Origin of the sequence: Nitratireductor sp. CH_MIT9313-5 (genome assembly GCF_037029545.1) — a bacterium.
Lineage (GTDB): Bacteria > Pseudomonadota > Alphaproteobacteria > Rhizobiales > Rhizobiaceae > Chelativorans.
Map to the genome: position 1 here is coordinate 152,024 of NZ_JAYMER010000010.1, position 24,220 is coordinate 176,243.

Sequence of the window (24,220 nt, forward strand, 5' to 3'; positions counted from 1 at the left end):
CGAATCTCATATTGCAATCCGCTTCATATTTTGTAGTTTACCTACTAAATTTTTGAGAGGATCGCATGTACCAATCACCTTCTTCGCACCGCATTGATCCGAACACCGGGGAGATGAGCGGTGCTTCCGGGCGCTACGAGAAGCGGCTCAACCAGCTTGCGGGCATCTATGGGGATGAAGAGGCGTTCGCCGCCGCCAGCGCGAGGGACGGTGAGCGTGTGGTCTATTATGTTCACGAGAAGCGTCCCCAGCAGGAGCGCGGCGATCTCATTTTCGGGACAACCTTCATGGAGCCCGGACGCATCGGCGATGAGTTCTTCATGACCCGTGGGCATATCCACGCCTGCGCAAACCGTCCCGAGACCTATTATGGCGAGAGCGGCAACGGTGTCATGCTGCTGGAGAATCCGGAAGGCGAAACGCAGGTCCTGGAGATTGCGCCGCGAGAGCTTGTCTACGTCCCCCCGATGTGGATCCACCGCTCGGTCAATACCGGTACCACGCCCCTTGTCATGAGCTTCTGCTATCCGAGCGATTCCGGGCAGGATTACGAGATCATCGCTCGCTCGGGTGGCATGGCGAAACGGATCGTGGCCCGCGGCAATGGCTGGGCTGCGGTCGACAATGAGAGCTATCGGCCAAGAAGCGCCGAAGAGATCGCCCGCGTCAAAGCCAGCATCGCCTAGGAGTAATAATTCATGAGCATTTTCGACACCCTATCGGAACATGGCGTCGTGCCGGTCATCGCGATCGACGATGCGAAGCAGGCGGTTCCCCTGGCCGACGCATTGCTGGAAGGTGGACTGCCCGTTGCCGAGATCACCTACCGAACATCTGCTGCACGTGACGCGATTGCAGCTATGGCCGAAGAGCGTCCGGAACTGGTGGTTGGCGCAGGTACGGTTCTTACCGAAGAACAGGCGGACAGCGCGAAGGCTGCGGGAGCCCGCTTTGCGCTTTCACCGGGCATTGATGCGGCAGTGCTGGCACATGCGGCCAGCATCGGGTTGCCTTTCGCTCCTGGCATCATGACTCCGTCGGAGCTGCAGATGGCACTTCGTCATGACTGCAAGATGGTCAAGTTCTTTCCGGCCGTTCCCGCGGGTGGACCTGCGATGCTGAAGAATATCGCCGCGCCCTACGCTCATACGGGGATTGGTTTCAATCCGACCGGTGGTGTGACATTGGCCAATCTGGCCGACTGGCTTTCCATGCCCGCCGTGCGCGCCGTTGGCGGCACCTGGATCGCAAAGCGCGAAGACATCATGGCGGGCAATTGGGCTGCCATCAGCGAAAATGCGCGTGCGGCTGTTGCCCGCGTAAAGGAAATCAGGAGCGCATGATGCGACTGGAGCCAGCAACGCGTCCCACCTTCTACTTCATTGGGGTCACGACCGGGAAATCGTCCATCATGAAGGTTTTTCCGCGATGGGCGGAATTCCTTGATCTTGGCGATGTGGAGATGAAGGGTATCGACCTCGTGCCTCATGACACGCGCGAGAACTACCGCGCTGTGGTCGACTTCCTGAAGTCCGACCCGCTTTCCCTGGGCGCTCTTGTAACCACTCACAAGCTCGACCTTTATGCTGCCTGCCGCGACATGTTTGATGTCATAGACCCACATGCCGAGCTGATGGAGGAGACGTCCTGCCTTTCCAAGCGGAACGGCGAGCTCGTCTGCCACGCCAAGGATCCGATTTCGTCCGGTCTGGCCATCGATGGTTTTGTCCCCGCCGGTCACTTTGAGAAAACCGGAGCTGAACTGTTTTCGATGGGTGCCGGAGGGTCCACCATCGCACTCACCTGGCACATGATGCAGAAGCAAAGAGGCGCTGACCGGCCAAGTCGTATCGTCGTGACGAACAGGAGCCAGCCCCGGCTCGATCATATCCGCAAGATCCATCAGATGATCGGTTGCGACATTCCTTGCGACTATGTCCTTGCCCTTGAACCGGAAGACAATGACCGGGTCATGGAAACGCTGAAGCCGGGTTCGCTGGTTATCAACGCAACCGGTCTTGGCAAGGACGCGCCGGGGTCTCCGCTAACATTCGACGGACGTTTTCCCGATCGCGGGATCGTCTGGGAACTGAACTATCGTGGTGATCTGGTCTTTCTCGAACAGGCGCAAGCGCAGGAAAGGGAGCGCGGCCTGCAGATCGAAGACGGCTGGACCTATTTCATCCATGGCTGGACCCAGGTCATCTCGGAAGTATTCGACATAGACATTGCCACAGGCGGCGATCAGTTCAACGAGATTTCCCGCATTGCCGCAGAAGCCACGGGGCGTGGGCAATGAACAGGATTCTCATTACGCCGCGCTCCCTGTCTCGAAGCGGCCATCCCGCGCTGCACCGCCTTGAAGAAGCCGGCTACGAACTGGTGATGCCGACGCCGGGCAAAACGCCCCGCGAAGCCGATCTCCTTGCGGCAATACCCGGTTGCGTGGGCTGGCTGGCGGGGGTGGAGCCTGTTTCGGAAGCCGTGATCGATCATGCCGATGCGCTGCGCGTGATCAGTCGCAATGGAACGGGCGTTGATAATCTGCCAATGGCCATCTTGCAGCAGCGAGGCATACGGGTGCAGCGGGCCGAGGGCACCAATGCGCGCGGGGTTGCGGAGCTTGCGCTGTCACTCTCTCTGGCGGGCCTGCGCGACATCGTGTCGACCCATTGCGGTCTTCAGGAAGGCAAATGGCCACGCCGGATCGGCAGCGAAATCAGAAATGCTGATGTGGGCGTGATAGGTCTGGGCGCGATCGGTGTCGAATTTGCACGGTTCTGTCTTGCCTTGGGTGCCCGTGTGCGCGGTTTTGATCCATTCGCGCCCGAGGACAGACTGATGGATCCTTCATTCAGGCGCTGCAGTCTGGATGAGGCGTTGGACGCGGCGCAAATCGTCAGCCTGCATGCCCCAATGGCAAAAGATGGAAGTCCGCTTCTTGGGGAATCTCAGCTTTCGCGTCTCGCTCCGGGGGCAGTTCTGGTCAATACCGCGCGCGCCGGTCTCGTGGATGATAACGCGCTGCTTGCGGCACTCGAGGCAGAAAGGATTGCAGTCTATGCCACGGATGTGTTCCACACGGAGCCGCCGGAAATGACGCGGTTGCTGCGCCACCCTCGCGTTATCACCACCACGCATATCGGAGGCTTTACCAGACAATCTGTGGAGCGATCCACCGTGCGTGCCGTAGACAATATTCTTCAGGTTCTGGTCTCGCATGCGGCTTGAGCGCGGCAAGGGCTTCCCCCCACTCGGCACACCCTCGCTCTACTGGCTGGGGCAAGCGGGGTTCTGGATTGATACGGGTCGGCACAGGGTGATCATCGATCCCTATCTCTCCGACAGCCTGGCGCGCAAATACAGGGGGCGCAAACACCCCCATGAGCGGATGATGCCACCGCCGGTGACGGTCGATGAGCTGCCGGAGCCCGATCTTGTGCTCATCACCCATGCCCATACGGATCATCTGGACCCCGACACGCTCGGTCCGCTGCATGAGCGGTTTAACAAAGTGCCTGTCGTGGTGCCTGCTGCGATCGAACACGTGGCGCAGGAGCGCATCGGTCACGGTGCCAGGCTCGTTGCGGTTGACGCGGGAGATCGGCTGAAGCTTGCTGAAGGGCTTGAGCTGTCAGTGTTTCCGGCAGCGCATGAAGAGCGCGAAGTGGATGAGGAAGGCCGGCACCTGTTCGTCGGTTACGGTCTGAGGACAGACAACTTCTCCCTCTACCATTCCGGGGACAGTGTTCCGTTCGCCGATCTGGACGCTCAGATCCGGCGATTCGCCCCGCAGATTGCCCTGTTGCCGGTTAATGGCCGCGACAAACAGCGTCGCGCCGATGGCATTCCCGGGAATTTCACGCTGGATGAGGCGATCCACCTGTCCCGCGATTGCGCCTTTCTCGTCCCGCATCACTTCGGTATGTTCGCCTTCAATACAATCGACGCCGATCTGATCGATGCAGCTGCCGGCATGGTTACATCGCCCGATCCTGCCATTATCAGACCCGTTGCCGGCGATCATATCCGCATCGTCACCTGAGGAAGCCCGAGAATGGACCAGAACACCCGCGGACTGGACGACAATCTGCTTGAAACGATTGTCAGGCTGGAGGACCAGCTGCGGAAATCCGACCGCCGCGTCGCGCGCGTTCTTCTGGACAATCCGGCTGACGTCCTTTCCATGACGCTTGGGCAGCTCGCCAAGACTGCAGGTGTCAGTGAGCCGACCGTCATTCGCTTCTGCGCGGCCATAGGGTGTGACGGCTTTCGTGATCTGCGGGTCAAGCTGGCGCGTTCGATGGCTTTCGCACGCACCACCTCGCACACCGCGATTACCGCCGAAGACGATCTGGGCACCGTCATCACGAAGGTGTTTGACTACAATCTGTCCAATCTGAACTGGGCACAAAGCAAGCTCAATGAGACCTCTGTCCTGGAGGCGGTTGATGTTCTGTCCGAAGCCAGGCGCATCGAGTTTTTCGGCTTTGGCGCGTCAGGCATTGTCGCAAGCGATGCGCAGCAGAAGTTTCCGCTTTTCGGAGTGCCATGCGGGGCTCCCGCCGATTCGCATCAGATGTATATGACAGCCGAAATGCTTGGCCCGGGTGACGTTGCGGTGGGCATTTCCAATACCGGCCATACCAGAGAAGTGGTCACCTCTCTTGCCGTGGCCAGAGCCAATGGCGCGCGTACGATCGGGATTACCGGCCAGAGCAGCCCAATGCTTACCCATTGCGATGTTCATCTCATCGTCGAAACGCTGGAGAACACGGATCTCTATACGCCCACCGTCTCCCGGCTATCTCATCTCGTCGTGATCGATATTCTCTCGACGGCGGTCAGCCTTCGCCGCGATGAAGATCATCACGAGCGCATCAACAAGATGAAGTCCCGCCTCGCGCATCTGCGTTCCAATCCGTTCATCTGACACTCGAAATGCGTCCCGACGCGACATGGCGTGATGCTGAACCGTAGCTACGGGCGATATGCTCAACGGTGCTGGACTGGCGGGCTACTGGCGGAGAGGGAGGGATTCGAACCCCCGATGCCCTTGCGAGCATGCCGCATTTCGAGTGCGGTGCTTTCAACCACTCAGCCACCTCTCCGTCTCAAGGGGTCGCCCATGGAAGCGGGCGATGGTTGTGCGGGCGCCTAGATAGCGACGAATGGCACAGCTTACAAGGCCAAATATGCGCGGTGGGGCGAGTTTGTGGGCGGCGTCTGCTTGACCTTGTGGCATATCTCGTCTATGCACCGCGCGATGCGGCGTAAGGGTCTTCCCGTGCGCCGCTTATTTCGTGAACCAAGACTGATAAAAAGACGGCAGGCGCAGCATTCGCGCGTCATAGCCGGACCGGACACCGAAAGGCAAAAAAATGTTCGCAGTCATCAAGACCGGTGGCAAGCAGTACCGCGTTGCTGCCGATGATGTATTGAAAATTGAAAAGCTCGACGGCGAGCCCGGCGACATCATCCAGATCGGCAATGTTCTTGCCGTGGGTGAAGGCGAAGACGTGACTTTTGGCGCGCCCTTCGTAGATGGCGCAACGGTTGCCGCAGAAGTTGTCGAGCAGGGCCGCGGCCCGAAGGTCATCGCTTTCAAGAAGCGCCGCCGTCAGAATTCGCGACGCAAGCGCGGTCATCGTCAGCTTCTGACCACCGTGCGGATCTCCGAGATCCTGACCGGTGGCGCAAAGCCGTCGAAGAAGGCTGCCGCGAAGCCTGCTGCAAAGGCTGAAGACAAGGCTGCCGCACCGAAGAAGGCTGCTGCGCCGAAGAAGGCTTCGCCGAAGGCTGAAGCTGCCGCACAGCCGCTCTTCTCCGCACCTGAGGGTGAGGGCGACGACCTGACGAAGATCAAGGGCATCGGCCCGGTTGCCGCAGGCCAGCTCAAGGAGCAGGGCATCGCGACCTTCGCGCAGATCGCCGCACTCAGCGACGACGACGTGGCACGCATCGACGAAGCCATGCCGTTCTCCGCAGAGCAGATCAGCGACTGGCGCGAGCAGGCCAAGGAACTGACCAAGTAAGGTCAGGCTTCAAGGCTAGTAGATTGATTTCGGGCGCATCAGCGTCCATAAGGGAAATGAAGCGCCCCTGCGGCGCAAAGGAGTAAGACCATGGCACACAAAAAAGCTGGCGGTTCTTCGCGTAACGGTCGCGATTCAGAGTCGAAGCGCCTTGGCGTAAAGAAGTTCGGCGGCGAGAAGGTCGTTCCGGGCAACATCATCATTCGTCAGCGCGGCACCAAGTGGCATCCCGGCACCAATGTCGGCATGGGCAAGGACCATACGCTCTTCGCACTCGAAGGCGGCAATGTGTCTTTCGCCAAGAAAGCCAACGGCCGAACCTATGTATCGGTAAACCCGATTCTGGACGCAGCGGAATAGCCGGTTTCCGCGACATATAACACCGGCGACCCATCTCGGGGCCCGGTGTCGAAACATCCGGAAAAGTTCAGGGGAGATGGGTTGCCATCTCCCCTTTATTTTTACCCGGAGGAAGAGGAATGGTTCTCGAAAGTGAAGAGAGTGAAGACGAAAGTTACAGCATAGAATGCCCGGTCCTGGTGACCGATCGCCTGGTCCTGCGTCCACCCCACAGGGATGACGTCGAGGAGCTTTCGGAGCTGGCCAATGACCGCAAGGTGGCGGAAATGCTCTCACGCATGCCCTATCCCTACACGGTCAGCGATGCGGAAAGCTTCGTGCGCAACTACCGCTCCCGCAATCGCGGCGGCTGCAATTATGCGGTAGCGCTGGCAGAAACCGGGGCGTTCATTGGCTGCGCCGGTCTCGATACCCGCGAATACGGGCTGGAGCTTGGTTACTGGATCGGCGAGCCCTATTGGGGACGCGGCTATGCGACGGAGGTGGCGCATGCCCTGGTGGATCTGGCGTTTCGCGCGACCGAAATCGACCGGCTGAATGTCTCGTGCCGCGTCATCAATTCGCCCTCGCGCCGGGTCATCCACAAATGCGGTTTCCAGTATGTCGGCCAGGGCATGATGGACTCGGTGGTTGCCGGCAAGGTTCCGGTGGAGCGCTATCAGCTTGACCGCAAGACCTGGGTCAGCCTCAGAAGCTGGGGCGCATGACTGAGTTAGATTGAGGGCGAAAGCGGTAAACAGGACTGCTTTCGCCCTTCCTTAATCCGCCTCGCTTTATCCGGCAGGCATTTCGCTTCCCCCAACGATCATGTAGACCGTTCGGGCTGAGCATGACGAACAAGAATTGGCCGAACGATGAAATTTCTGGATCAGGCAAAAGTCTTTATCCGCTCGGGCGATGGCGGGGCAGGTTCCGTCTCCTTTCGACGCGAGAAATATATCGAGTTCGGCGGTCCGGATGGCGGTGACGGTGGCCGTGGCGGCGATGTATGGGTCGAAGCCGTCGAAGGTCTGAACACGCTGATCGACTACCGCTACCAGCAGCATTTCAAGGCTCAGACGGGCGTTCACGGCATGGGACGCAACCGCACCGGTGCAAAAGGCAGCGACGTCGTGCTCAAGGTGCCGGTGGGAACGCAGGTTTACGAAGAAGACAACGAGACGCTGATCTGCGACCTGACCGAAGTCGGCCAGCGCTATCTTCTTGCCAAGGGCGGCAATGGCGGTTTCGGCAACCAGCATTTCAAGTCTTCCACCAATCAGGCACCGCGTCGCGCTAATCCCGGTCTTCCCGGCGAGGAAGCATGGATATGGCTGCGCCTCAAGCTGATCGCGGATGCAGGGCTTGTCGGTCTGCCCAATGCGGGCAAATCCACATTTCTCGCTTCTGTCACGGCGGCAAAGCCGAAGATCGCCGACTATCCCTTCACCACGCTCCATCCCAATCTGGGTGTGGTGCGGATCGACGCTCGTGAATTCGTTCTGGCGGATATTCCGGGGCTCATTGAAGGTGCACATGCCGGTGTGGGTATCGGTGACCGTTTCCTGGGCCATGTGGAGCGCACGCGCGTGCTTCTGCATCTTGTCTCCGGACGCGAGGAAGATGTGGCGGGTACCTACCGCACCGTGCGCGGGGAGCTGGAGGCCTATGGGCACGGGCTGACGGACAAGCCGGAAGTGCTCGCGCTCAGCCAGGCCGATCTGCTTGACGAGGAAGAGCGCGCCGAAAAGCTCGCCGAACTCGAGAATGAGGCGGGTATCAAGCCGCTGGTTCTGTCATCCGCCACCCGCGAAGGCGTGGAGGAGGTGCTGCGCGCCCTGATGGGCGAGATCGAAACTGCCCGCTCCGCCGAGCAGGAAGCGAATGCCGAGCCGGACCCAAGGTGGCAGGACTGAGGGAGCTGACGCGATGGACAGGCGCTCCCTCACGCAATATCGCCGGGTCACGGTAAAGGTTGGTTCGGCACTTCTGGTCGACCGCAAGAGCGGGCTTCGGCGCGAATGGCTGACTGCTCTTGTCGATGATATCGCCTGGCTCTCCCGTGCAGGCGTAGAAGTTCTCGTGGTTTCTTCAGGTGCCATTGCACTTGGGCGGACCGTGCTTGGCCTTGGCTCGCGCAAGCTGAAGCTTGAGGAAGCCCAGGCTGCTGCCTCTGCCGGACAGATTGCGCTCTCCAGCGCCTGGGCCGAAGCGCTCTCGCGCCACGAGCTCATTTCCGGTCAAGTGCTGGTCACGTTGGGCGATACCGAAGAGCGCCGGCGATATCTCAATGTTCGCGCGACCATCTCCACGCTTCTCAAGATGAAGGCGGTGCCGATCATCAATGAGAATGACACGGTGGCCACCACGGAAATCCGCTATGGCGACAATGACCGGCTGGCCGCGCGCATGGCGACCATGATGGGTGGCGACCTGCTCGTTCTTCTTTCAGATATCGATGGGCTCTACACCGCGCCTCCCGCGCGTGACCCCGATGCGCGGCTGATCCCGTATGTTGAGGAGATCACCCCGGCAATCGAGGCGATGGCGGGCGAGGCAGCCTCTGAGCTTTCCCGGGGTGGAATGCGCACCAAGCTTGATGCCGGAAGGATTGCGACCGGCGCCGGAACCGCGATGATCATCGCTTCCGGCCTGAAGCTCAATCCCTTGCGGGCCATCGAGCAGGGTGAGAATTGCAGCCTGTTTGCGCCAAGCAAGACCCCGGTGCGCGCCTACAAGACCTGGATTGCAGGACATCTTGAGCCGGCGGGCGTCATTACTGTCGATGAGGGCGCCATGCGGGCACTAGGGGCAGGCAAGAGCCTGTTGCCGGCCGGCGTGACTTCCGTGGCAGGGGCTTTTTCGCGCGGCGACACGGTTGCGGTGGTGGGGCCTGATGGGCGCGAATGCGCTCGCGGTCTGGTTGCCTATGACGCGGCGGATGCCGTAAAGATCGCGGGCCTGAAGACGGCGGAGATTTCCGAGGCCATTGGCTATGAAAGCCGCGGCGCCATGATCCATCGCGATGACCTGGTGCTTGCGGCCTCGCTGGTGCGCGGCGCGGCAGGAATGGTGGAGAGCTAGACGATGCTGAAGGTGAAAGAGGCCGCGACCGTGGATGTCGTGCAGATCATGTCAGATATGGGTACGCGCGCCCGCGCTGCTGCACGACCGCTGGCCATCGCCTCGAGTGATCAGAAGAACAAGGCCCTTCTTGCCATGGCGGAGGCGCTCGAGGCGCGGGTCCCCGAAATTCTTGCCGCCAATGAAAGGGATCTCGAGCGCGGCCGCGCCAACGGTCTTTCCGCGGCACTCATGGACCGGCTCATGCTGGACGAAAAGCGTATTGCAGGAATTGCCGCGGGCATCCGTTCGATTGCCGCGCTCGATGATCCGGTTGGAAGCGTCATCGCAGAATGGGAACGGCCCAACGGCCTGCAAATCGAGCGCGTTCGCACGCCCCTGGGTGTCATCGGCGTCATCTATGAAAGCCGCCCCAATGTCACAGCGGATGCCGGAGCGCTTTGCCTGAAAGCAGGCAATGCCGTCATCCTTCGCGGCGGGTCGGATTCTGTGGAATCCTCCTCAGCCATTCATGCCTGTCTCGTGGAAGGGCTTGAAGCGGCCGGGCTTCCCGCCGATGCGATCCAGCGCGTGCCGGTGACGGACCGGGCTGCGGTCGGCGAGATGCTTTCGGGGCTGCAGGGCAATGTGGATGTCATCGTGCCGCGTGGTGGCCGCAGTCTTGTGGAGCGGGTGCAGCGCGATGCGCGCGTGCCGGTTTTTGCGCATCTGGAAGGCATCTGCCATCTCTATATCGACGGGTCGGCCAGTCTCGACATGGCGCGCGAGATCGCCGTCAATGCGAAGATGAGGCGTACCGGCATTTGCGGTGCCGCCGAGACACTTCTTGTCGATCGCGCGGCAGCCGGGACGCATCTGGTGCCGGTTCTGGAGGCCTTAGCCGAGGCCGGCTGTGCCATCCGTGCCGAAAGCGAAGTGCGGAAGCTCTACCCGGCTGCAGAGGCTGCGAGCGAAGAAGACTGGCGGACCGAATATCTCGACGCGATCATCTCGGTGCGGCTGGTGGATGGTGTCGGTGGTGCCATCGAGCATATCGAGACCTATTCCTCTCATCACACCGAAGCCATCGTGGCGGAGAATGAGCGCGCGGTGGAGCGGTTCTTCAACGAGATCGATTCTGCCATCCTGCTCCACAATGCCTCGACCCAGTTTGCCGATGGCGGCGAGTTCGGGATGGGAGCGGAGATCGGGATCGCCACCGGCAAGATGCATGCGCGCGGGCCGGTCGGTGTGGAACAGCTCACTTCGTTCAAATATCGCGTGCGCGGCAACGGGCAGACCCGTCCCTCATGACGGTGCAACAGGGCAATGTTCCCGGGCATTATCTGCGCATGCCCCATGTGGAAAGGGGCATGGCGGTCGGTCTTTTTGGCGGATCATTCAATCCTCCCCATGCGGGCCATGCTCTGGTGGCCGAGACGGCCATGCGGCGGCTGCGCCTCAACCAACTCTGGTGGATGGTCACGCCCGGCAATCCGCTGAAGGATCACAGTATCCTGGCGCCCCTAGAAGAGCGCATCGCGCTTTCGGAAGTGGCGGCGGAAGACCCGCGCATGAAGGTGACTGCCTTCGAAGCCGCTCATCGGGTGCGCTACACCGCCGATACCGTGGCGCTGGTGCAGGCGCGCAATCCCGGCGTCAACTTCGTCTGGATCATGGGCGCGGACAGTCTGCGCGACTTCCACAAATGGGAGCGCTGGCAGGAGATCATGCGTTCAATCCCAATTGCGGTATTCGACAGGCCGGGGGCGACGCTCTCCTTCCTCTCTTCCAAGGTGGCAAAAACCTTCGATCACGCGCGGATCGACGAGGAGGACGCGCCGCTGCTTGCGCGGTCAAATCCACCCGCATGGACCTTCATTCATGGTCCGCGCTCGCCCTTGTCCTCGACCATGCTGCGACGGCAGGCCGCGAAGGGTTGAGAAGAAAAATCTGCGGACTTGCCTGTCCCGTCATCACAATGACTCGATGCGTGGTTTTTAGCCTGCGCCAGATGCGGCCTGGACACGCAACTGCGAGTTCTTATTTGACCTGAACCGAGCCCGGCCCATCTGTTGATCGAAAAAGGGTTCAGCATGAACGATCAGGCACAGACATTTCAGCCCATGGAAGGCGAATATGGCGGTGACGCGCTGCCGACACCGGCCATCGCTGTAACATCCATTATCCTGTCATTGGGCGTTCTGGCGATTGCCAACGGGCTGATGTTTGCCTTCATTCCCTTGCGCTTGTCTGCAGAAGGCTTCAGCCCTACCTGGGCCGGTTCCATCCTCACCGCGCTCGCCGCAGGCGGCATGGCAGCGTGTTTCATGACCGGGCATCTGGTGCGCCGTGTCGGACATGCCCGCGTGTTCATGACACTGACCGCTATCATTATTCTTTCCAACGCCGTTATTGGCATGGAAACGAACCCGTATCTGTGGCTTGTTGCGCGCATGCTCTACGGCTTCGCGATGAACGGGCTCTTCATCGTGGCTCAAAGCTGGCTCAACGATGTGCTGGAAAACGACATTCGCGGCCGCGTTCTGGCGATCTTCTACGTCACCTATGTGGTTGCGCTTGGTGTCGGCTCCTATGGCATCAGCTATATCGACATTTCCGGCAATACCGCGCCTGTCATCGGTGTCGTATTCGCCGCCATCTCCATCATTCCGGTAGGTCTCACGCGCCTGCGCCCGCCACCTCCGCCCGAAACCGCGTCCATCGCGCTCAATCTTGCCTGGCAGGTGTCACCCGTTGGTGTGGCAGGCATGCTGGCCGTGGGCGGGCTTTCGGTCATGGTGGCCGGCTTTGCACCCATCCATGCGGCGGCAACGGGCCTGACACAGTCGGAAATCGCTCTTCTGATGTTCGCCATGCCCCTCGGCACCATCCTGATCCAGGTGCCATTCGGTTGGCTCTCGGACCGGATGGACCGACGCTACATGATGGTTGCCGCAGGCGCGCTTGTCTTCCTTGGCGGTCTCCTGGCGGCGCGAGCCGATGGCGGCAGCATCATGCTGCTTCTTGCCGTCTACATGATCTGGAGCGGTGCGACCGAAACCATCTTCTCGCTTTCAAGCGCTCATGCGGGGGATCGCGCGCAGAAAAAGGACCTTGTCTCGGTGTCTTCCACGCTACTGTTTGCATGGTCGCTGTCCGGCTTCATCATTCCCGGAGGAACGACTGTGCTGACCGCGGTGGTGGGAACACAGGCCTTCATGTATGTCGCGATCTTCGTCGCGCTGCTTCTGGTCGCCTTCATCATCTGGCGCATCCGTATCGCCGAAGCGACACCGGCTGATGAGACGGTGGACTTTGCTCCGCTTCCTGCCCAGGCGCCGCTGCCTGCAGAACTCGCCTATGAGTATGAGGTGGGGGACGAGGAAGAGTTTCGGGCTGCTGCCGAAAGCCGATGAGTTTTCGACAGCGGCCTGTCTTGAAACTGACAAGGTGGACTGCCTATCTTAAAGAGGCAGAACCTGAGCAGTGACCGGAACGGTAACGCTACCCAGGAAAATGCCGGAAAATGTGAATGCATAGCCGGCAACTGAACGGTGGGGATGACCGTTTTTGCTTTCGAAACGAACTGTTTTGGTTCATGCTGACGCATCGCACCGGTGAACGGCTGCGAAACGTTGTTCTTGTTGGAAAGGAAAGACACTGAGAACAGCACTTGAAAAGAAGGCCAATTCCATGCCTTCGCCGGCAGAGGCCAGCGGTAATTCCGCTTCTCGCGCCGTTGAAATCGCCCTTGCAAGTCTCGAAGACTCAAAGGCGGAAGAGATTGTTTCCATTGACATTCAGGGCAAGTCCGCGCTGGCAGACTACATGGTCGTAGCCTCCGGTCGCTCGCATCGTCACGTTGCGGCGGTCGCGGATCACCTCATCAAGGCGCTGAAGGAAGCCGGGCTCGGCACCGCACGCGTCGAGGGCCTTTCGGGCGCCGACTGGGTGTTGATCGATTCGGGCGACATCATCGTCCATGTCTTCCGTCCCGAAGTTCGTGAGTTCTACAACATCGAAAAGATGTGGTCGGCTCCCGACATGGAAGACGAGACGCTGCACTAGAGACAGTTCGCGGGCTTTTCGGTTCGCGTTCTACTGCGCCATGTCCGTGCCGCGTTTTCGGCGGCAGGAAAACGGGCTGTCTCTGCGGCCGGAAGCGAAAAGCGCCGGCTGCGGGAGCGCTCGGATTTCTTCATGGTGCAACTGCCGCATCAGAGCGGTGGGGTAGACCCTTTTTGCATCCAACGCCGTTAGACGCTATTGCCTGCAACACGAATTGCAGAGGCATCCATGCGCGTATCCATCCATGCCGTCGGCCGAATGAAAGCGGGGCCCGAAAAGGAGCTTGCCGACCGCTATCTTGAGCGGTTCCGCAAATCCGGGGGCGCTGTCGGTCTTGAAGGTGGCGGCGTGGCGGAGACCGTCGAAAGCCGTGCGCGCAGTCCAGAAGAACGCAAGCGCGAGGAAGGCCGCAAGCTTGTCGAGCAGGCAGGTGCTGCTCCGCTCATCCTGCTAGATGAAGGTGGGCGCAATCTCTCCTCGCGCGAATTCGCGCAGCTTCTTGCCGATCTGCGTGATCGTGGTGAGAAACAGCTCACACTGGCCATCGGCGGCCCCGACGGACATGACCCCGAAATGAAGGCGCGCGCGGAGCGCGTGATCTCCTTTGGCAAGGCGACCTGGCCACATCAGCTCGTGCGCGTCATGCTTGCCGAGCAGCTTTATCGCGCGGTCACCATTCTGTCCGGCCATCCCTATCACCGCGACTGAACGCCGTCATTGTGCGGCAGTCCTGCGCTGCTATCATGGCTTCCGACAGATCGCCGGCACCTGTGCGGGCCCATGATGGAGGTGTGAGATGAGACGCATTCTGGCAGGGCTGCTTGCAACGGCCGCGTTCAGCAGCACTTCGAGCGCGCAAGAATTTTCCAGCGTCTACACGGACCTTGATGCCGAGCAGAACTGCGTGGTTTATGATCAGGCTCCCGACGGCGAAGGCGACTGGAGCCAGCTTCTGTGCGAGGGCTATAAGGGCTATCCCGTCTTCCTCTCCTATTCCGACGCCCGCGAATCCGTGTTCTACGGCATCCCTCCGCAGGGCGAGAACCAGCCGGTCTGGGAAAGCTTCACGCCCTTCAACAGCGTCGGCAACAAGATCGAGTGGCGTCTGATGTCCTATGGCGGGAAAACCATCCCGCTTGCCACGATCCATCGCTGGACTGTCGTGTCCGATCTCGATGAGGAAATGGAGGTGCTGGTCGTTGAAAAAGTCGGCCAGCCGGACGCACGGGAAGGCTGCGCGGTCGGCTATGTGGCGGCGACGGGCAATGAAAACGCCAATGATGCCGCGCGGCGGATTGCCGACAATCAGGTCTTCGATTTCGCATGTGGCGCGGACCAGCCGGTCGTGGAATTCGGGGACATTCCAGTGCCGCCCATGACAGGCTTTGGCGACCAGTGACCTCATAAAAAAGCCGGCGCTGGGGCCGGCTTTTCAAAACTTTCTTGGCAGAGTGCCTGCTATCAGGCCTTGGCCTTCGCGCGATCGATCGCCTCGGTGATAAGGCGGCGTGCGGCGGAGGAATCCATCCAGTCGCCGATCTTCACCCACTTGCCGGGTTCCAGATCCTTGTAATGCTCGAAGAAGTGCTGGATCTGCTTGAGCGTGATGTCCGGCAGGTCCGAATAGTTCTTCACGTCCTCGTAGCGGCGCGTGAGATGCGGCGAGGGGACCGCGATGATCTTCTCGTCCTGACCGGAATTGTCTTCCATCACCAGAACGCCGATCGGGCGCACATTGATCACGCAGCCGGGCATGAGCTGGCGCGTGTTGCAGATGAGGACATCGATCGGGTCGCCGTCATCCGAAAGCGTGTGCGGCACGAAGCCGTAATTGCCCGGATAGGTCATGGGAGTATAGAGGAAGCGGTCCACGACCAGCGTTCCGGCTTCCTTGTCCATCTCGTATTTGATCGGCTGCCCGCCAACGGGCACTTCAACGATCACATTCACGTCTTCGGGAGGATTGTCGCCAATGGAGATGGCTTCGATACGCATCGCACTCTTCCATGCTGGTTGACCTTGCGCGGGAGGGTTAGCGGTTCTCGCAGCGTCAGGCAATGCGCAGAAGGGCGCAATTGCGCAATTTTGAAGGGAAGGATGCGGGTTTTTCCGAAGGAAGGCCGCTCAGGCGGACAGCCTATTCCCAGACATAGGCGATCTTGCGCAGCGCCTTGGAGTCGAAGACCTCCACGCCTTCGGCGAAATCACGCCCGCCTGCGCCTTCGTAGAAGGACCGCGCGCCTTCATTCTCCTCGAGTGCCCAGACCACCAGGCCGTCAAAACCGTGGGCGGCCAGCATCTCGCGGGCGGCATTGAACAGGCGGCGCCCAAGGCCGATGCCCTGATATTCCGGCGCGAGATAAAGCTCGTAGATCTCGCCGTCCTGCTTCAGCTCACGCGCGCGGTTGCGGCCAAGTGTGGCATAGCCCGCGATCTCGCCGCCGATCTCCATCACCAGCACCGTTGCCGAGCGCTTGATGGCATTGGTCCACCATGTCGGGCCGCGGCGCCCGATCATGGCGTTCAGAGCCTTGTGCGGAATGATTCCGGCATAGGCACCACGCCACGCACGATCATGGACCGATGCTATCGCGTCTGCATCTTCCACGCCTGCCCGTCTGATGTCGATCGTCAGTGTCTTCATGATTTGTTAACCATAGCTGCGTCGCGGCGCCGATGGCAAGCGGGGTGGATGAAACTGCCGATCAATGCAGATCAGATTTCCGCGAGGTGATCGGACAGCTCATTGGGATCATCCGGCTCGGGCGGAAAATGAAGGGCGAGTTCTTCTCCAACCAGTGCGATCGCCGCGGAGAAGGCCTGCGCCATGTGCCCCTGCGAGGCTTGTCCGACAAGCCTGTCCACCGCTTCATTCCATCGTTCCTGCGGCACCTTCGAGGCGATGCCGCTATCGGCAAGTACCTCGGCGTAATGCTCTTCCATGGACAGGAAGATCAGCACCCCGGTGCGCTGGCGGGTGAGATGGATATTGCGTCCGACGAATTGACGGCGCGCATTCTCATGCGCTCGGCGGTAGCGAAGGCTGCGCGGCACGAAGTGGATTCGAATGCGCGGCCAGGCGAGAAGCACGCCGAAACCTGTCAGCACCGCAGTCATCTGGGCAAGGACAAACTGGTAAAGCGGCAGGCTCAACCAATAGAGGTGTAACGCGATCGCGGCGACAAGGCTCAAGCCGATGATCGCGATGGTCAGGAAGAACGCTGCCGGCAGAAGATAGCTGTCGCTGCGTTGGGCAAGAACGCAATGGATTTCGCCGCTGGTGCGTCGTTCCGCATCCTCAATCGCCTTGCGTACGGCTTCGTGCTCGGCTGCGGTGAGATATCTTGTCGCCGTCATTACCAGCTCCCCGAAGCTCCACCGCCGCCGGATGATCCGCCACCGCCGGAAAAACCACCTCCACTCGACCAACCGCCGCCGCCGGCAAACCCGCCGCGCGACCCTGCGCCCCTGCGGCGTTGCGGTTTGGGATTGGTGTCGATCTCCATGCCCAGCCACTGGTAGCGACCGGGTCCGATCTTCCGGCCAAATATCGGCGCGAGAAGCGCCAGGCCCATGCCGCCGAAGAAGAGAGTGGCCCAGACGGCGATGAAGAGGACGAGTGGCCAGACCGGCTCTGATTGTTCTTCAGCCACACGCTTCGCGCGCGCTTCCAGCTCGGCGCCATTGCCTTCCAGCACCATGATGATGTCATCCACGGCCTTCTCGATGCCCTCGGCGAAAGCACCGCGGCGGAAGGCGGGCACCATCGTGTTTTCGATGATGAGTTTGGAATGCAGATCGGTGAGCGTGCCTTCCAGGCCATAGCCGACCTCGATACGCATCTTGCGATCATCGGGGACGACGAGCAGCAGAACGCCATTGTCCTCGCCGGTATGCCCAAGTTCCCAGCTTCTGAAGAGCCGGTTAGCAAAAGGCTCGATCGCGCCGCCATCGAGCGAGGGAATGGTGGCGACGACAATCTGGTCGCTGGCGCGTTGCTCGAAGGCCTGAAGCCGTGCAGTCAGCCGTGTCTCGGTTGCAGCGTCCAGCAGACCGGCATTGTCCACCACGCGGCCCGTCAGTGCGGGCAAATCCTGCGCAAATCCCGCAATGCCGGTGACGCAAAGAACCGCCAGCGCCAGCGTGAGCAGGCGCAGATATTGCTTCCAGCCCATGCTCAGCTGCGTGGAAACGGTCAGCATCACCTGCGCCCCGGTTTTCAGCCTAGCCGCCGCTGCCAAAGTCAACGGTCGGCGCAGACTGGTTCTCCTCTGCGATTGTAAAGGTAGGCAGCGGTTCGGCGTCGGTGAACCAGAACTTCGCCCAAAGCATGCTGGGAAGCGTCTTCAGCGAGGTGTTGTAGAGTCGCACGGCCTCGATGTAATCGCGTCTGGCGACGGCGATGCGGTTCTCGGTGCCTTCCAGTTGCGCCTGCAGCGCCAGGAAGTTCTGGCTTGCCTTCAGGTCCGGATAATTCTCCGCGATGGCCAGCAGGCGGGAAAGCGCTCCGGAAAGCTGTGACTGGCTTTCCATGAAGGTCTTGAAGGCTTCCGGGTTTTCCAGAAGGCTCGCATCCACCTGGATCTGCGTCGCCTTGGCGCGCGCCTCGACGACGCCTTCCAGCACTTCGCGCTCATGCGCGGCATAGCCCTTCACGGTCTCGACCAGGTTGGGGATGAGGTCGGCGCGGCGCTGATACTGGTTCAAAACCTCGCTCCAGGCCGCCTTTGCCTGTTCCTCGCGTGTGGGAATGGTGTTGAACCCGCAGGCGGAAAGCAGCGGCATCGCCAGCATGAGCATGAGAATGGCGCGCATGACGGATGCACGCATGGACATGGCCTGGATCATCTTTTCCCCTCTACAGCCGGTTCGACCGGCGCGAAGATTAGTGCTATTGCGCTTATAAGGAAATGCGCTCGTGTTCGGAGATACGTGAAGCATGGGGAAGGGGCAATTCGAAGAGGATGAGCGCCAACGCGAGGCGCGTCAGATCCTGGATCGCGTTGGACGGGAAAGCGACCCGCAAAATGCGATCAACCGTTTCAGCGGGCGTGTGCAGGACCATTTCAGTGCAGCCGATGCACCGAAAGGCGATCCGGTCGAGCTCTGGGGTCGTCGCATTGGCCGCATTCTCGCGCTGATCGCGCTTGTGTTTGCAGTGCTGTGGCTTATCAACCAGCTGATGGGAACGCCCGCATGAACGCGCAGAAGAACAAGACGGTGCTTGCCATTTCCAGCCATGTCGCGCGTGGGTCGGTGGGTAATCGTTCTGTGGTCTTCGTCCTCGAATATCTGGGACATCCCGTATGGTCGGTTCCTACCATCATGCTGCCCTGGCATCCCGGTCATGGCCGCTCCACGCCCATTCGCCCCGATGACGAGGCTTTCTCCCGTTTTCTCGAGGAGTTGGGAACCGCGCCGTGGCTCGGCGAGATCGATGCGGTCATAACCGGTTATTTCGGCTCGCCTGCCCAGGCAGTCGCCGTTGCCGGGCTCGTCGCCAAGGTCAAGGCTGCCAATCCCGATGCACTCTATCTGTGCGATCCCGTGATTGGTGATGATGGCGGCCTCTACGTGCTCCCCGAAACGGCGGCTGCCGTGCGGGATATTCTCCTGCCCACCGCCGATCTTGCGACACCAAACCGGTTCGAACTTTCATGGTTTTCAGGGCGCGCCATGGGTGACACCGAGACCGTAATCGAGGCTGCACGCACACTCGGTCCGCAGCGTGTGCTCGTTACTTCGGCGAATGCCGATGCACCGGAGAACATCGCCAATCTCTATCTCTCGAGGGATGAAACGCTGCTTGCAGAGCACCGCCGCATCGATCATCCGGTTAAGGGTACGGGTGACCTGACCGCCAGCCTGTTCCTTTCGCGGCTTCTCAACGGATTGCCTCCAAGGGAGGCTCTGAAGGAGACGACGGCGGCGGTCTACGAGATGTTTGCCAATGCGGCGGCTCGCGGTGCTGACGAACTCATGTTGGAAACGGATGCGAGAATCCTATGTGCTCCGACAGCGCTTGTCAGCCTGCGTGAACTTTCACCCGCACCCGCCTGAACCCTTGCCTTGGCTACCAAAAATAATTATCGGAAACCGCCATGACACATCTACCAGAACGCCTCCTTTCCGGTTACCGCAACTTCATGTCCGGCCGCTATCCCGGCGAGAGCGAGCGCTATGAGCGTCTTGCCCGCGAGGGGCAGAAGCCGCAGACGATGGTCATCGCCTGCTGTGACTCCCGCGCAGCACCGGAAACGATTTTCGATGCCGGTCCGGGCGAGCTTTTCGTCGTGCGCAATGTGGCCAATCTCGTCCCGCCCTACGCGCCGGACAGCGAGTTCCACGGTACGTCTGCCGCTCTGGAGTTTGCGGTGCAGGCTCTCAAGGTGAAGCATATTGTTGTCATGGGCCACGGTCGCTGTGGCGGGATCAGCGCCGCGTTGGGAGGCCTGTCCGAGCCGTTGTCCCCGGGTGACTTCATCGGCAAATGGATGTCGCTGGTTGCACCGGCAGCCGAAGCCATTTCGAATGCTGACCTTCTGACTGCTGCGGAACGCCAGACGGCGATGGAGCGCGTATCTGTGCGCAATCAGGTGGAAAATCTGCGCAGCTTCCCGATCATCAAGGAGCGCGAGGACAAGGGCGAAGTGTCCCTCCACGGCGCATGGTTCGACATCTCCAAGGGCGAATTGTGGGTCATGGATCCGGAAAGCGGCGACTTCGAACGTCCCGCCGTCTAATATTTCAGGCGCTTGTATCCGGGATCGAGCGGACGGCAGAAGCCATCGCCGGTTCCGGCAGACGGCGCCAGATGAGCCACGACATGATGGCCGTGGCTCCCATGGTGGGAATGATGACGCTCATGGCGAAGACGGCGTCGCCGATCATTGCCGACATGGTTCCCCCCAAAAGCCCTCCGCCCATCTGCATGAAGCCGGCCACTGCCGAAGCCGATCCCGCAATGCGCGGGAACGGCGCAAGGGATGCGGTCATCATGGCCGGCATCACGAAGGCAATGCCGAAGGCATAAAACGACACCGGCACCATCACACGCAGGAAGCTGGGCTCAAAAAGGTTCAGGACAATCAGCATGGCGATGCTGCCTGTCGCAATGCAGGTGAGGCCGATCGGTACGAGCCGGTAGGCGCCCAGTCTTCGCATCAGATACCGCACGGTGAGGGAACCGGAAAAAAAGAAGCCGGACTGCATCAGCATGCCGAGGCCGAATTGCGATGGCGTCAGCCCCACCCGATCCATCAGGATGAAAGGCAGGACGGTGGCAAGCGTGTAGAGCACACCGGTCGAGCCTGCAATGACCAGCGCCGAGCTCATGAAATAGCGGCTCGTAAGCAAGGTGCGATAGGAGTTCAGGAGCGCCTTGGGCGAGATGCGCGAGGGGTCGCGAATAACGGTCTCGCGCAGCGCGAACTGGATGGTCGTGATTATCGCCAGGCCCGCGAGCAGCATGACCAGAAAGATCGCATGCCAGCCAAAGAACTCCATTGTCAGCCCGCCAATGGTGGGCGCCAGCGCTGGACCGACCGCGAGAATGATGCCCATCAGGTTCATGATGCGGGCAGACTGCTCGTGGGTGAAAAGATCACGCACCACGGCGCGTGACACGGCTACGCCCACAGCCGCACCAACGCCCTGGATGAAGCGTGCAAAGATCAGCCACTCGATCCCCGGTGCCAGCAGGGCGATGAGGCTTGCCACGACATAGATGCCGATAAAGGCGAGCGTGACCGGCTTGCGGCCGAAGCCATCAGACAGCGGCCCACAGAAAAGCTGGGAAAAGGCAAAGCCTGCAAAATAGGCAGTCAGCGTAAGCTTCACGGCAGAAGCGGTGGTCCCGAAAGCCTGCACGATCTCCGGCATTGCGGGCGTGTAAAGCGCCATCGACACCGGCCCGATTGCCACGAGCATTGCGCCCAGCATGCCCACGCGCCTCTCGCTCATGACGGGGGCGGTGGCCGAACTTATCTCAAGGCCGCTGTCTGCTGCCTCACCATCGACGGGCTTGACCGTGCGGTCAGGCGTCATGTCATTCATCTGGGTGGAGATTGCTCCGGATCTGGCGGAGAAGTTTCATCAGCTTCTCCCAATCGCGGTCATTGATCTTGTCGCGCGCCATTTCACGCACTTCCGCACCTTTCTCGGCGATCGTTCGAAGAACGTCATAGGCTTCGTCCGTCAGCCGCACGAGCTTGGCGCGGCGGTCTGTCGGATCAGGAATACGCTCGATCAGCCCCTGCTTTTCAAGCCGATCGAGATAGGCGCTGAGCGTCATCGCCTCCAGCCCCAGCGCTTCCGCAAGAACCACCTGCCGCACCTCACCCGCACGTGCCGCATGAACCAGAGCGCGCGCTTCACCAGGAGTTACGGAGATGTCACCGTCTGCAAATTTTCGATCAAATTCCCGGCGCTGAAGCCGTGCAATATCGTGGATGAGGAAACTGAAATTCTGCGGATCGAAGGGAGGAGCTTTCATGAGCGCTACATCGTAAGGTGCCATTACTAAGTTATGCTTATAATATAAGGTTATAGGGCAGGGGAAGGGTGCGGCAAGGCGTGGCTTTGCAAAAACTTCATGTTGTGCCAGCCCGGTGCGAGCGGATAAAGCTCGGGGCAAGATATCAAGGAGCATCTCCATGAGCGATACCGCTTTCTCCGCAGCCGAAGACAATGCATTGACCTGCTGGACCGGCCCTCATGGTCTGCCGGACTTCACGCAGATCGAAGATGAAGCGTTCGCTGCGACTTTCAAGGCGGCACTGGACGACCACAGGCGCGAAATCGAGGCCATTGCAAACAATCCTGACGCCCCGGACATTGGGAACACGCTTCAAGCGCTTGAGCTTTCCGGCGAGGCACTCGACCGCGTTGCCTCCATCTTCTGGTGCAAGGCCGGTGCGCACACCAATGACGTGATCCAGAAGCTGGAGCGCGAGATCTCGCCGAAAATGGCCGCTCATTTCTCCGCGATCGCGATGAATGAGAAGCTTTTTGCGCGCATCAACACGCTCTACGAGAAGCGCGAAACGCTGGGACTTGATGGCGAAACGCTGCGCGTGCTGGAAAAAAGCTGGAAAGGCTTCGTGCGCGGTGGCGCAAAGCTTGGTGCAGACGACAAGAAGCGTCTCGCGGCCATCAACGAAGAGCTTGCCGGTCTTGGCGCTCAATTCGGCCAGAATGTGCTGGGCGATGAAAGCGAATGGGCGCTCTTCCTCGATGAGGGCGATCTTGTCGGCCTGCCGCAATCGCTGAAGAGCGCCATGGCCGAGGCTGCCGAAAGCCGCGGGCAGACGGGGCGCTTCGCCGTCACCCTGTCGCGTTCGATCGCCGAGCCGTTTCTGTCCTTCTCGGACAGACGAGACCTGCGCGAAAAGGTACTGAAGGGTTTCACCGGCCGGGGCGCAAATGAAGGTGAGCGCCATAATGGCGAGATCGTGCGCCGCATGCTCCAGCTGCGCGCCGAAAAGGCAAAGCTTCTGGGCTATGAAAACTATGCCGCTCTCAAGCTCGACGACACCATGGCCAAGACGCCTGAACGCGTGATGGAGCTTCTGGAGCCTGTCTGGCACAAGGCGCGCGAGAAGGCTGCCGAAGACCAGAAGGCACTTGAAGAGATCGCTGCCGAAGAGGGCGCCAATCACGCCATCGCACCCTGGGACTGGCGCTACTATGCCGAGAAGCTTCGCGCGCGCCGTTTCGACTTCGATGAGGGTGCCCTGGAGCCATATCTGGCGCTTGAGAACGTCATTGCAGCCGCCTTCGATGTGGCAGGTCGCCTGTTCGGCCTGCGTTTCGAGGAGATGAAGGATATTGCCGCCTGGCATGAGGATGTGCGGGTCTTCCGGGTCCTCAATGGTGACGGCAGCGAGCGGGGTCTGTTCCTGGCCGACTATTTCAACCGGCCCTCCAAGCGGTCGGGTGCATGGATGAGTGCGCTTCAGTCCTCGCACGGGCTGGGCGAAGGACAGAAGCCGATCATCTACAATGTCATGAATTTCGCCAAGCCGCCGAAGGGCAAGCCCGCGCTGCTGTCGCCTGACGATGCGCGCACGCTCTTCCACGAATTCGGCCATGCTCTTCACGGGCTGTTGTCCGAAGCGCGCTGGCCGTCCGTTTCGGGCACTTCCGTCTCGCGCGATTTCGTGGAACTGCCCTCGCAGCTTTACGAACACTGGTTCACCGTGCCGGAAGTGCTGAAGAAGCATGCCCGTCACGTCGAGACGGCTGAGCCCATGCCGCTCGACCTTCTGGAGAAGATGCGCGCGGCACAGACCTTCGATGCTGGTTTCGCGACCGTGGAATTCGCCTCATCGGCACTGATGGACATGGCATTTCATGCACGTGCGGAAGCGGTAGAAGATCCGCTTGCATTCCAGTCTTCCGAGCTTGCGCGTCTGGAAGCGCCGGAGGCAATTCCCATGCGTCATGCAACCCCGCATTTCCTGCATCTCTTTGCAGGGGACGGATATTCGGCTGGCTACTATTCCTATATGTGGTCGGAAGTTCTCGATGCGGACGCATTCGCCGCATTCGAGGAGGCGGGCGATCCGTTCCACGCGGAAACGGCGACCAAGCTTCTGGAGCATATCTATTCCGCGGGCGGCACGCGTGACCCGGAAGAGCTCTATATGGCCTTTCGCGGGCGCATGCCGACACCGGAACCGATGATGAAGAAACGCGGCCTGACCTGAAGC

The 24,220-nt window shown here is 60.4% G+C and carries 28 protein-coding genes and 1 tRNA gene; 21 read left to right on the forward strand and 8 right to left on the reverse strand.

Annotated elements, in window-relative coordinates; genetic code table 11:
* The first annotated feature begins 65 nt into the window (after positions 1-65).
* Genes WA367_RS01970 through WA367_RS01995 form a run of 6 tightly spaced genes read left to right on the forward strand, consistent with a single transcriptional unit; the run spans position 66 to position 4,933 of the window.
* Positions 66-686, forward strand: a complete 621-nt coding sequence (locus WA367_RS01970; protein WP_336055129.1) for a glucose-6-phosphate isomerase — start codon at positions 66-68, stop codon at positions 684-686.
* A gap of 12 nt (positions 687-698) precedes the next feature.
* Complete coding sequence (locus WA367_RS01975; protein ID WP_336055130.1) at positions 699-1,343, forward strand: bifunctional 4-hydroxy-2-oxoglutarate aldolase/2-dehydro-3-deoxy-phosphogluconate aldolase; 645 nt, start codon at positions 699-701, stop codon at positions 1,341-1,343.
* Positions 1,340-2,299, forward strand: a complete 960-nt coding sequence (locus WA367_RS01980) for a shikimate dehydrogenase family protein (protein WP_336055131.1) — start codon at positions 1,340-1,342, stop codon at positions 2,297-2,299. The genes WA367_RS01975 and WA367_RS01980 overlap by 4 nt, the downstream gene beginning before the upstream one ends.
* Positions 2,296-3,231, forward strand: coding sequence for an NAD(P)-dependent oxidoreductase (locus WA367_RS01985; protein ID WP_336055132.1), 936 nt, complete (start codon positions 2,296-2,298; stop codon positions 3,229-3,231). The genes WA367_RS01980 and WA367_RS01985 overlap by 4 nt, the downstream gene beginning before the upstream one ends.
* On the forward strand, positions 3,221-4,045 hold the full coding sequence (locus tag WA367_RS01990) for an MBL fold metallo-hydrolase (protein ID WP_336055133.1): 825 nt from the start codon (positions 3,221-3,223) through the stop codon (positions 4,043-4,045). The genes WA367_RS01985 and WA367_RS01990 overlap by 11 nt, the downstream gene beginning before the upstream one ends.
* Positions 4,046-4,057: 12 nt before the next feature.
* A complete protein-coding gene (locus WA367_RS01995; protein WP_336055134.1) occupies positions 4,058-4,933 on the forward strand; it encodes a MurR/RpiR family transcriptional regulator in 876 nt (291 codons plus the stop codon).
* Between the two features lie 88 nt (positions 4,934-5,021).
* On the opposite strand, the gene WA367_RS02000 is transcribed toward WA367_RS01995, so the two are convergent.
* Positions 5,022-5,111 (reverse strand) — tRNA-Ser (locus WA367_RS02000).
* Between the two features lie 270 nt (positions 5,112-5,381).
* Here WA367_RS02000 and WA367_RS02005 point away from each other — a divergent pair.
* The 11 genes from WA367_RS02005 to WA367_RS02055 all read left to right on the forward strand — a co-directional run bounded on the left by WA367_RS02005 (position 5,382) and on the right by WA367_RS02055 (position 14,907).
* The gene (locus tag WA367_RS02005) at positions 5,382-6,035 is read left to right on the forward strand and encodes a 50S ribosomal protein L21 (protein ID WP_336055135.1); all 654 of its coding nucleotides are present in this window, start codon (positions 5,382-5,384) and stop codon (positions 6,033-6,035) included.
* 90 nt (positions 6,036-6,125) lie between these two features.
* Positions 6,126-6,395: a 50S ribosomal protein L27 gene (gene rpmA / locus WA367_RS02010; RefSeq protein WP_036485495.1), complete on the forward strand. Its 270-nt coding sequence runs from the start codon at positions 6,126-6,128 to the stop codon at positions 6,393-6,395.
* Between the two features lie 119 nt (positions 6,396-6,514).
* Complete coding sequence (locus WA367_RS02015; protein WP_336055136.1) at positions 6,515-7,102, forward strand: GNAT family N-acetyltransferase; 588 nt, start codon at positions 6,515-6,517, stop codon at positions 7,100-7,102.
* A 147-nt stretch (positions 7,103-7,249) separates the two neighbouring features.
* Positions 7,250-8,290 (forward strand): GTPase ObgE, encoded by a 1,041-nt coding sequence (gene obgE / locus WA367_RS02020; protein ID WP_336055137.1) that lies wholly within the window; start codon positions 7,250-7,252, stop codon positions 8,288-8,290.
* A 13-nt stretch (positions 8,291-8,303) separates the two neighbouring features.
* Entirely contained in the window at positions 8,304-9,458 is a 1,155-nt protein-coding gene (gene proB, locus WA367_RS02025; protein ID WP_336055138.1) for a glutamate 5-kinase, read from the forward strand.
* A gap of 3 nt (positions 9,459-9,461) precedes the next feature.
* Positions 9,462-10,751, forward strand: a complete 1,290-nt coding sequence (locus WA367_RS02030) for a glutamate-5-semialdehyde dehydrogenase (RefSeq protein ID WP_336055139.1) — start codon at positions 9,462-9,464, stop codon at positions 10,749-10,751.
* A 38-nt stretch (positions 10,752-10,789) separates the two neighbouring features.
* Entirely contained in the window at positions 10,790-11,380 is a 591-nt protein-coding gene (locus WA367_RS02035; protein WP_336055500.1) for a nicotinate-nucleotide adenylyltransferase, read from the forward strand.
* Between the two features lie 153 nt (positions 11,381-11,533).
* The gene (locus tag WA367_RS02040; RefSeq protein WP_336055140.1) at positions 11,534-12,856 is read left to right on the forward strand and encodes an MFS transporter; all 1,323 of its coding nucleotides are present in this window, start codon (positions 11,534-11,536) and stop codon (positions 12,854-12,856) included.
* 277 nt (positions 12,857-13,133) lie between these two features.
* Complete coding sequence (rsfS, locus tag WA367_RS02045; RefSeq protein ID WP_336055141.1) at positions 13,134-13,508, forward strand: ribosome silencing factor; 375 nt, start codon at positions 13,134-13,136, stop codon at positions 13,506-13,508.
* A 228-nt stretch (positions 13,509-13,736) separates the two neighbouring features.
* On the forward strand, positions 13,737-14,216 hold the full coding sequence (gene rlmH / locus WA367_RS02050) for a 23S rRNA (pseudouridine(1915)-N(3))-methyltransferase RlmH (protein ID WP_336055142.1): 480 nt from the start codon (positions 13,737-13,739) through the stop codon (positions 14,214-14,216).
* Between the two features lie 88 nt (positions 14,217-14,304).
* A complete protein-coding gene (locus WA367_RS02055) occupies positions 14,305-14,907 on the forward strand; it encodes a hypothetical protein (protein WP_336055143.1) in 603 nt (200 codons plus the stop codon).
* Between the two features lie 62 nt (positions 14,908-14,969).
* Here WA367_RS02055 and ppa read toward each other — a convergent pair whose 3' ends face one another.
* The 5 genes from ppa to WA367_RS02080 all read right to left on the reverse strand — a co-directional run bounded on the left by ppa (position 14,970) and on the right by WA367_RS02080 (position 18,344).
* Positions 14,970-15,503, reverse strand: a complete 534-nt coding sequence (ppa, locus tag WA367_RS02060; RefSeq protein WP_036485519.1) for an inorganic diphosphatase — start codon at positions 15,501-15,503, stop codon at positions 14,970-14,972.
* Between the two features lie 142 nt (positions 15,504-15,645).
* Positions 15,646-16,152 (reverse strand): GNAT family N-acetyltransferase, encoded by a 507-nt coding sequence (locus tag WA367_RS02065; RefSeq protein ID WP_336055144.1) that lies wholly within the window; start codon positions 16,150-16,152, stop codon positions 15,646-15,648.
* 71 nt (positions 16,153-16,223) lie between these two features.
* Positions 16,224-16,865 (reverse strand): TPM domain-containing protein, encoded by a 642-nt coding sequence (locus WA367_RS02070; RefSeq protein ID WP_336055145.1) that lies wholly within the window; start codon positions 16,863-16,865, stop codon positions 16,224-16,226.
* The gene (locus tag WA367_RS02075) at positions 16,865-17,710 is read right to left on the reverse strand and encodes a TPM domain-containing protein (protein ID WP_336055146.1); all 846 of its coding nucleotides are present in this window, start codon (positions 17,708-17,710) and stop codon (positions 16,865-16,867) included. The genes WA367_RS02070 and WA367_RS02075 overlap by 1 nt, the downstream gene beginning before the upstream one ends.
* A gap of 22 nt (positions 17,711-17,732) precedes the next feature.
* Positions 17,733-18,344, reverse strand: coding sequence for a LemA family protein (locus tag WA367_RS02080; RefSeq protein WP_336055501.1), 612 nt, complete (start codon positions 18,342-18,344; stop codon positions 17,733-17,735).
* Positions 18,345-18,447: 103 nt separating this feature from the next.
* Here WA367_RS02080 and WA367_RS02085 point away from each other — a divergent pair, with 103 nt between their 5' ends.
* From WA367_RS02085 to WA367_RS02095, 3 genes are read left to right on the forward strand one after another with little or no spacing between them, the layout of a single operon-like run.
* Positions 18,448-18,708 carry a hypothetical protein gene (locus WA367_RS02085; protein ID WP_336055147.1) on the forward strand — a complete coding sequence of 87 codons (261 nt, stop codon included), beginning with the start codon at positions 18,448-18,450 and terminating at the stop codon, positions 18,706-18,708.
* Positions 18,705-19,568 (forward strand): pyridoxal kinase PdxY, encoded by an 864-nt coding sequence (gene pdxY / locus WA367_RS02090; protein WP_336055148.1) that lies wholly within the window; start codon positions 18,705-18,707, stop codon positions 19,566-19,568. The genes WA367_RS02085 and pdxY overlap by 4 nt, the downstream gene beginning before the upstream one ends.
* Positions 19,569-19,609: 41 nt before the next feature.
* Entirely contained in the window at positions 19,610-20,251 is a 642-nt protein-coding gene (locus WA367_RS02095; protein ID WP_336055149.1) for a carbonic anhydrase, read from the forward strand.
* Positions 20,252-20,255: 4 nt separating this feature from the next.
* Here WA367_RS02095 and WA367_RS02100 read toward each other — a convergent pair whose 3' ends face one another.
* Entirely contained in the window at positions 20,256-21,470 is a 1,215-nt protein-coding gene (locus WA367_RS02100; protein ID WP_336055502.1) for a multidrug effflux MFS transporter, read from the reverse strand.
* Positions 21,471-21,555: 85 nt separating this feature from the next.
* The gene (locus WA367_RS02105; protein WP_336055150.1) at positions 21,556-22,026 is read right to left on the reverse strand and encodes a MarR family winged helix-turn-helix transcriptional regulator; all 471 of its coding nucleotides are present in this window, start codon (positions 22,024-22,026) and stop codon (positions 21,556-21,558) included.
* Positions 22,027-22,162: 136 nt separating this feature from the next.
* Here WA367_RS02105 and WA367_RS02110 point away from each other — a divergent pair, with 136 nt between their 5' ends.
* Positions 22,163-24,217 (forward strand): M3 family metallopeptidase, encoded by a 2,055-nt coding sequence (locus tag WA367_RS02110; protein WP_336055151.1) that lies wholly within the window; start codon positions 22,163-22,165, stop codon positions 24,215-24,217.
* Positions 24,218-24,220: the final 3 nt, after the last annotated feature.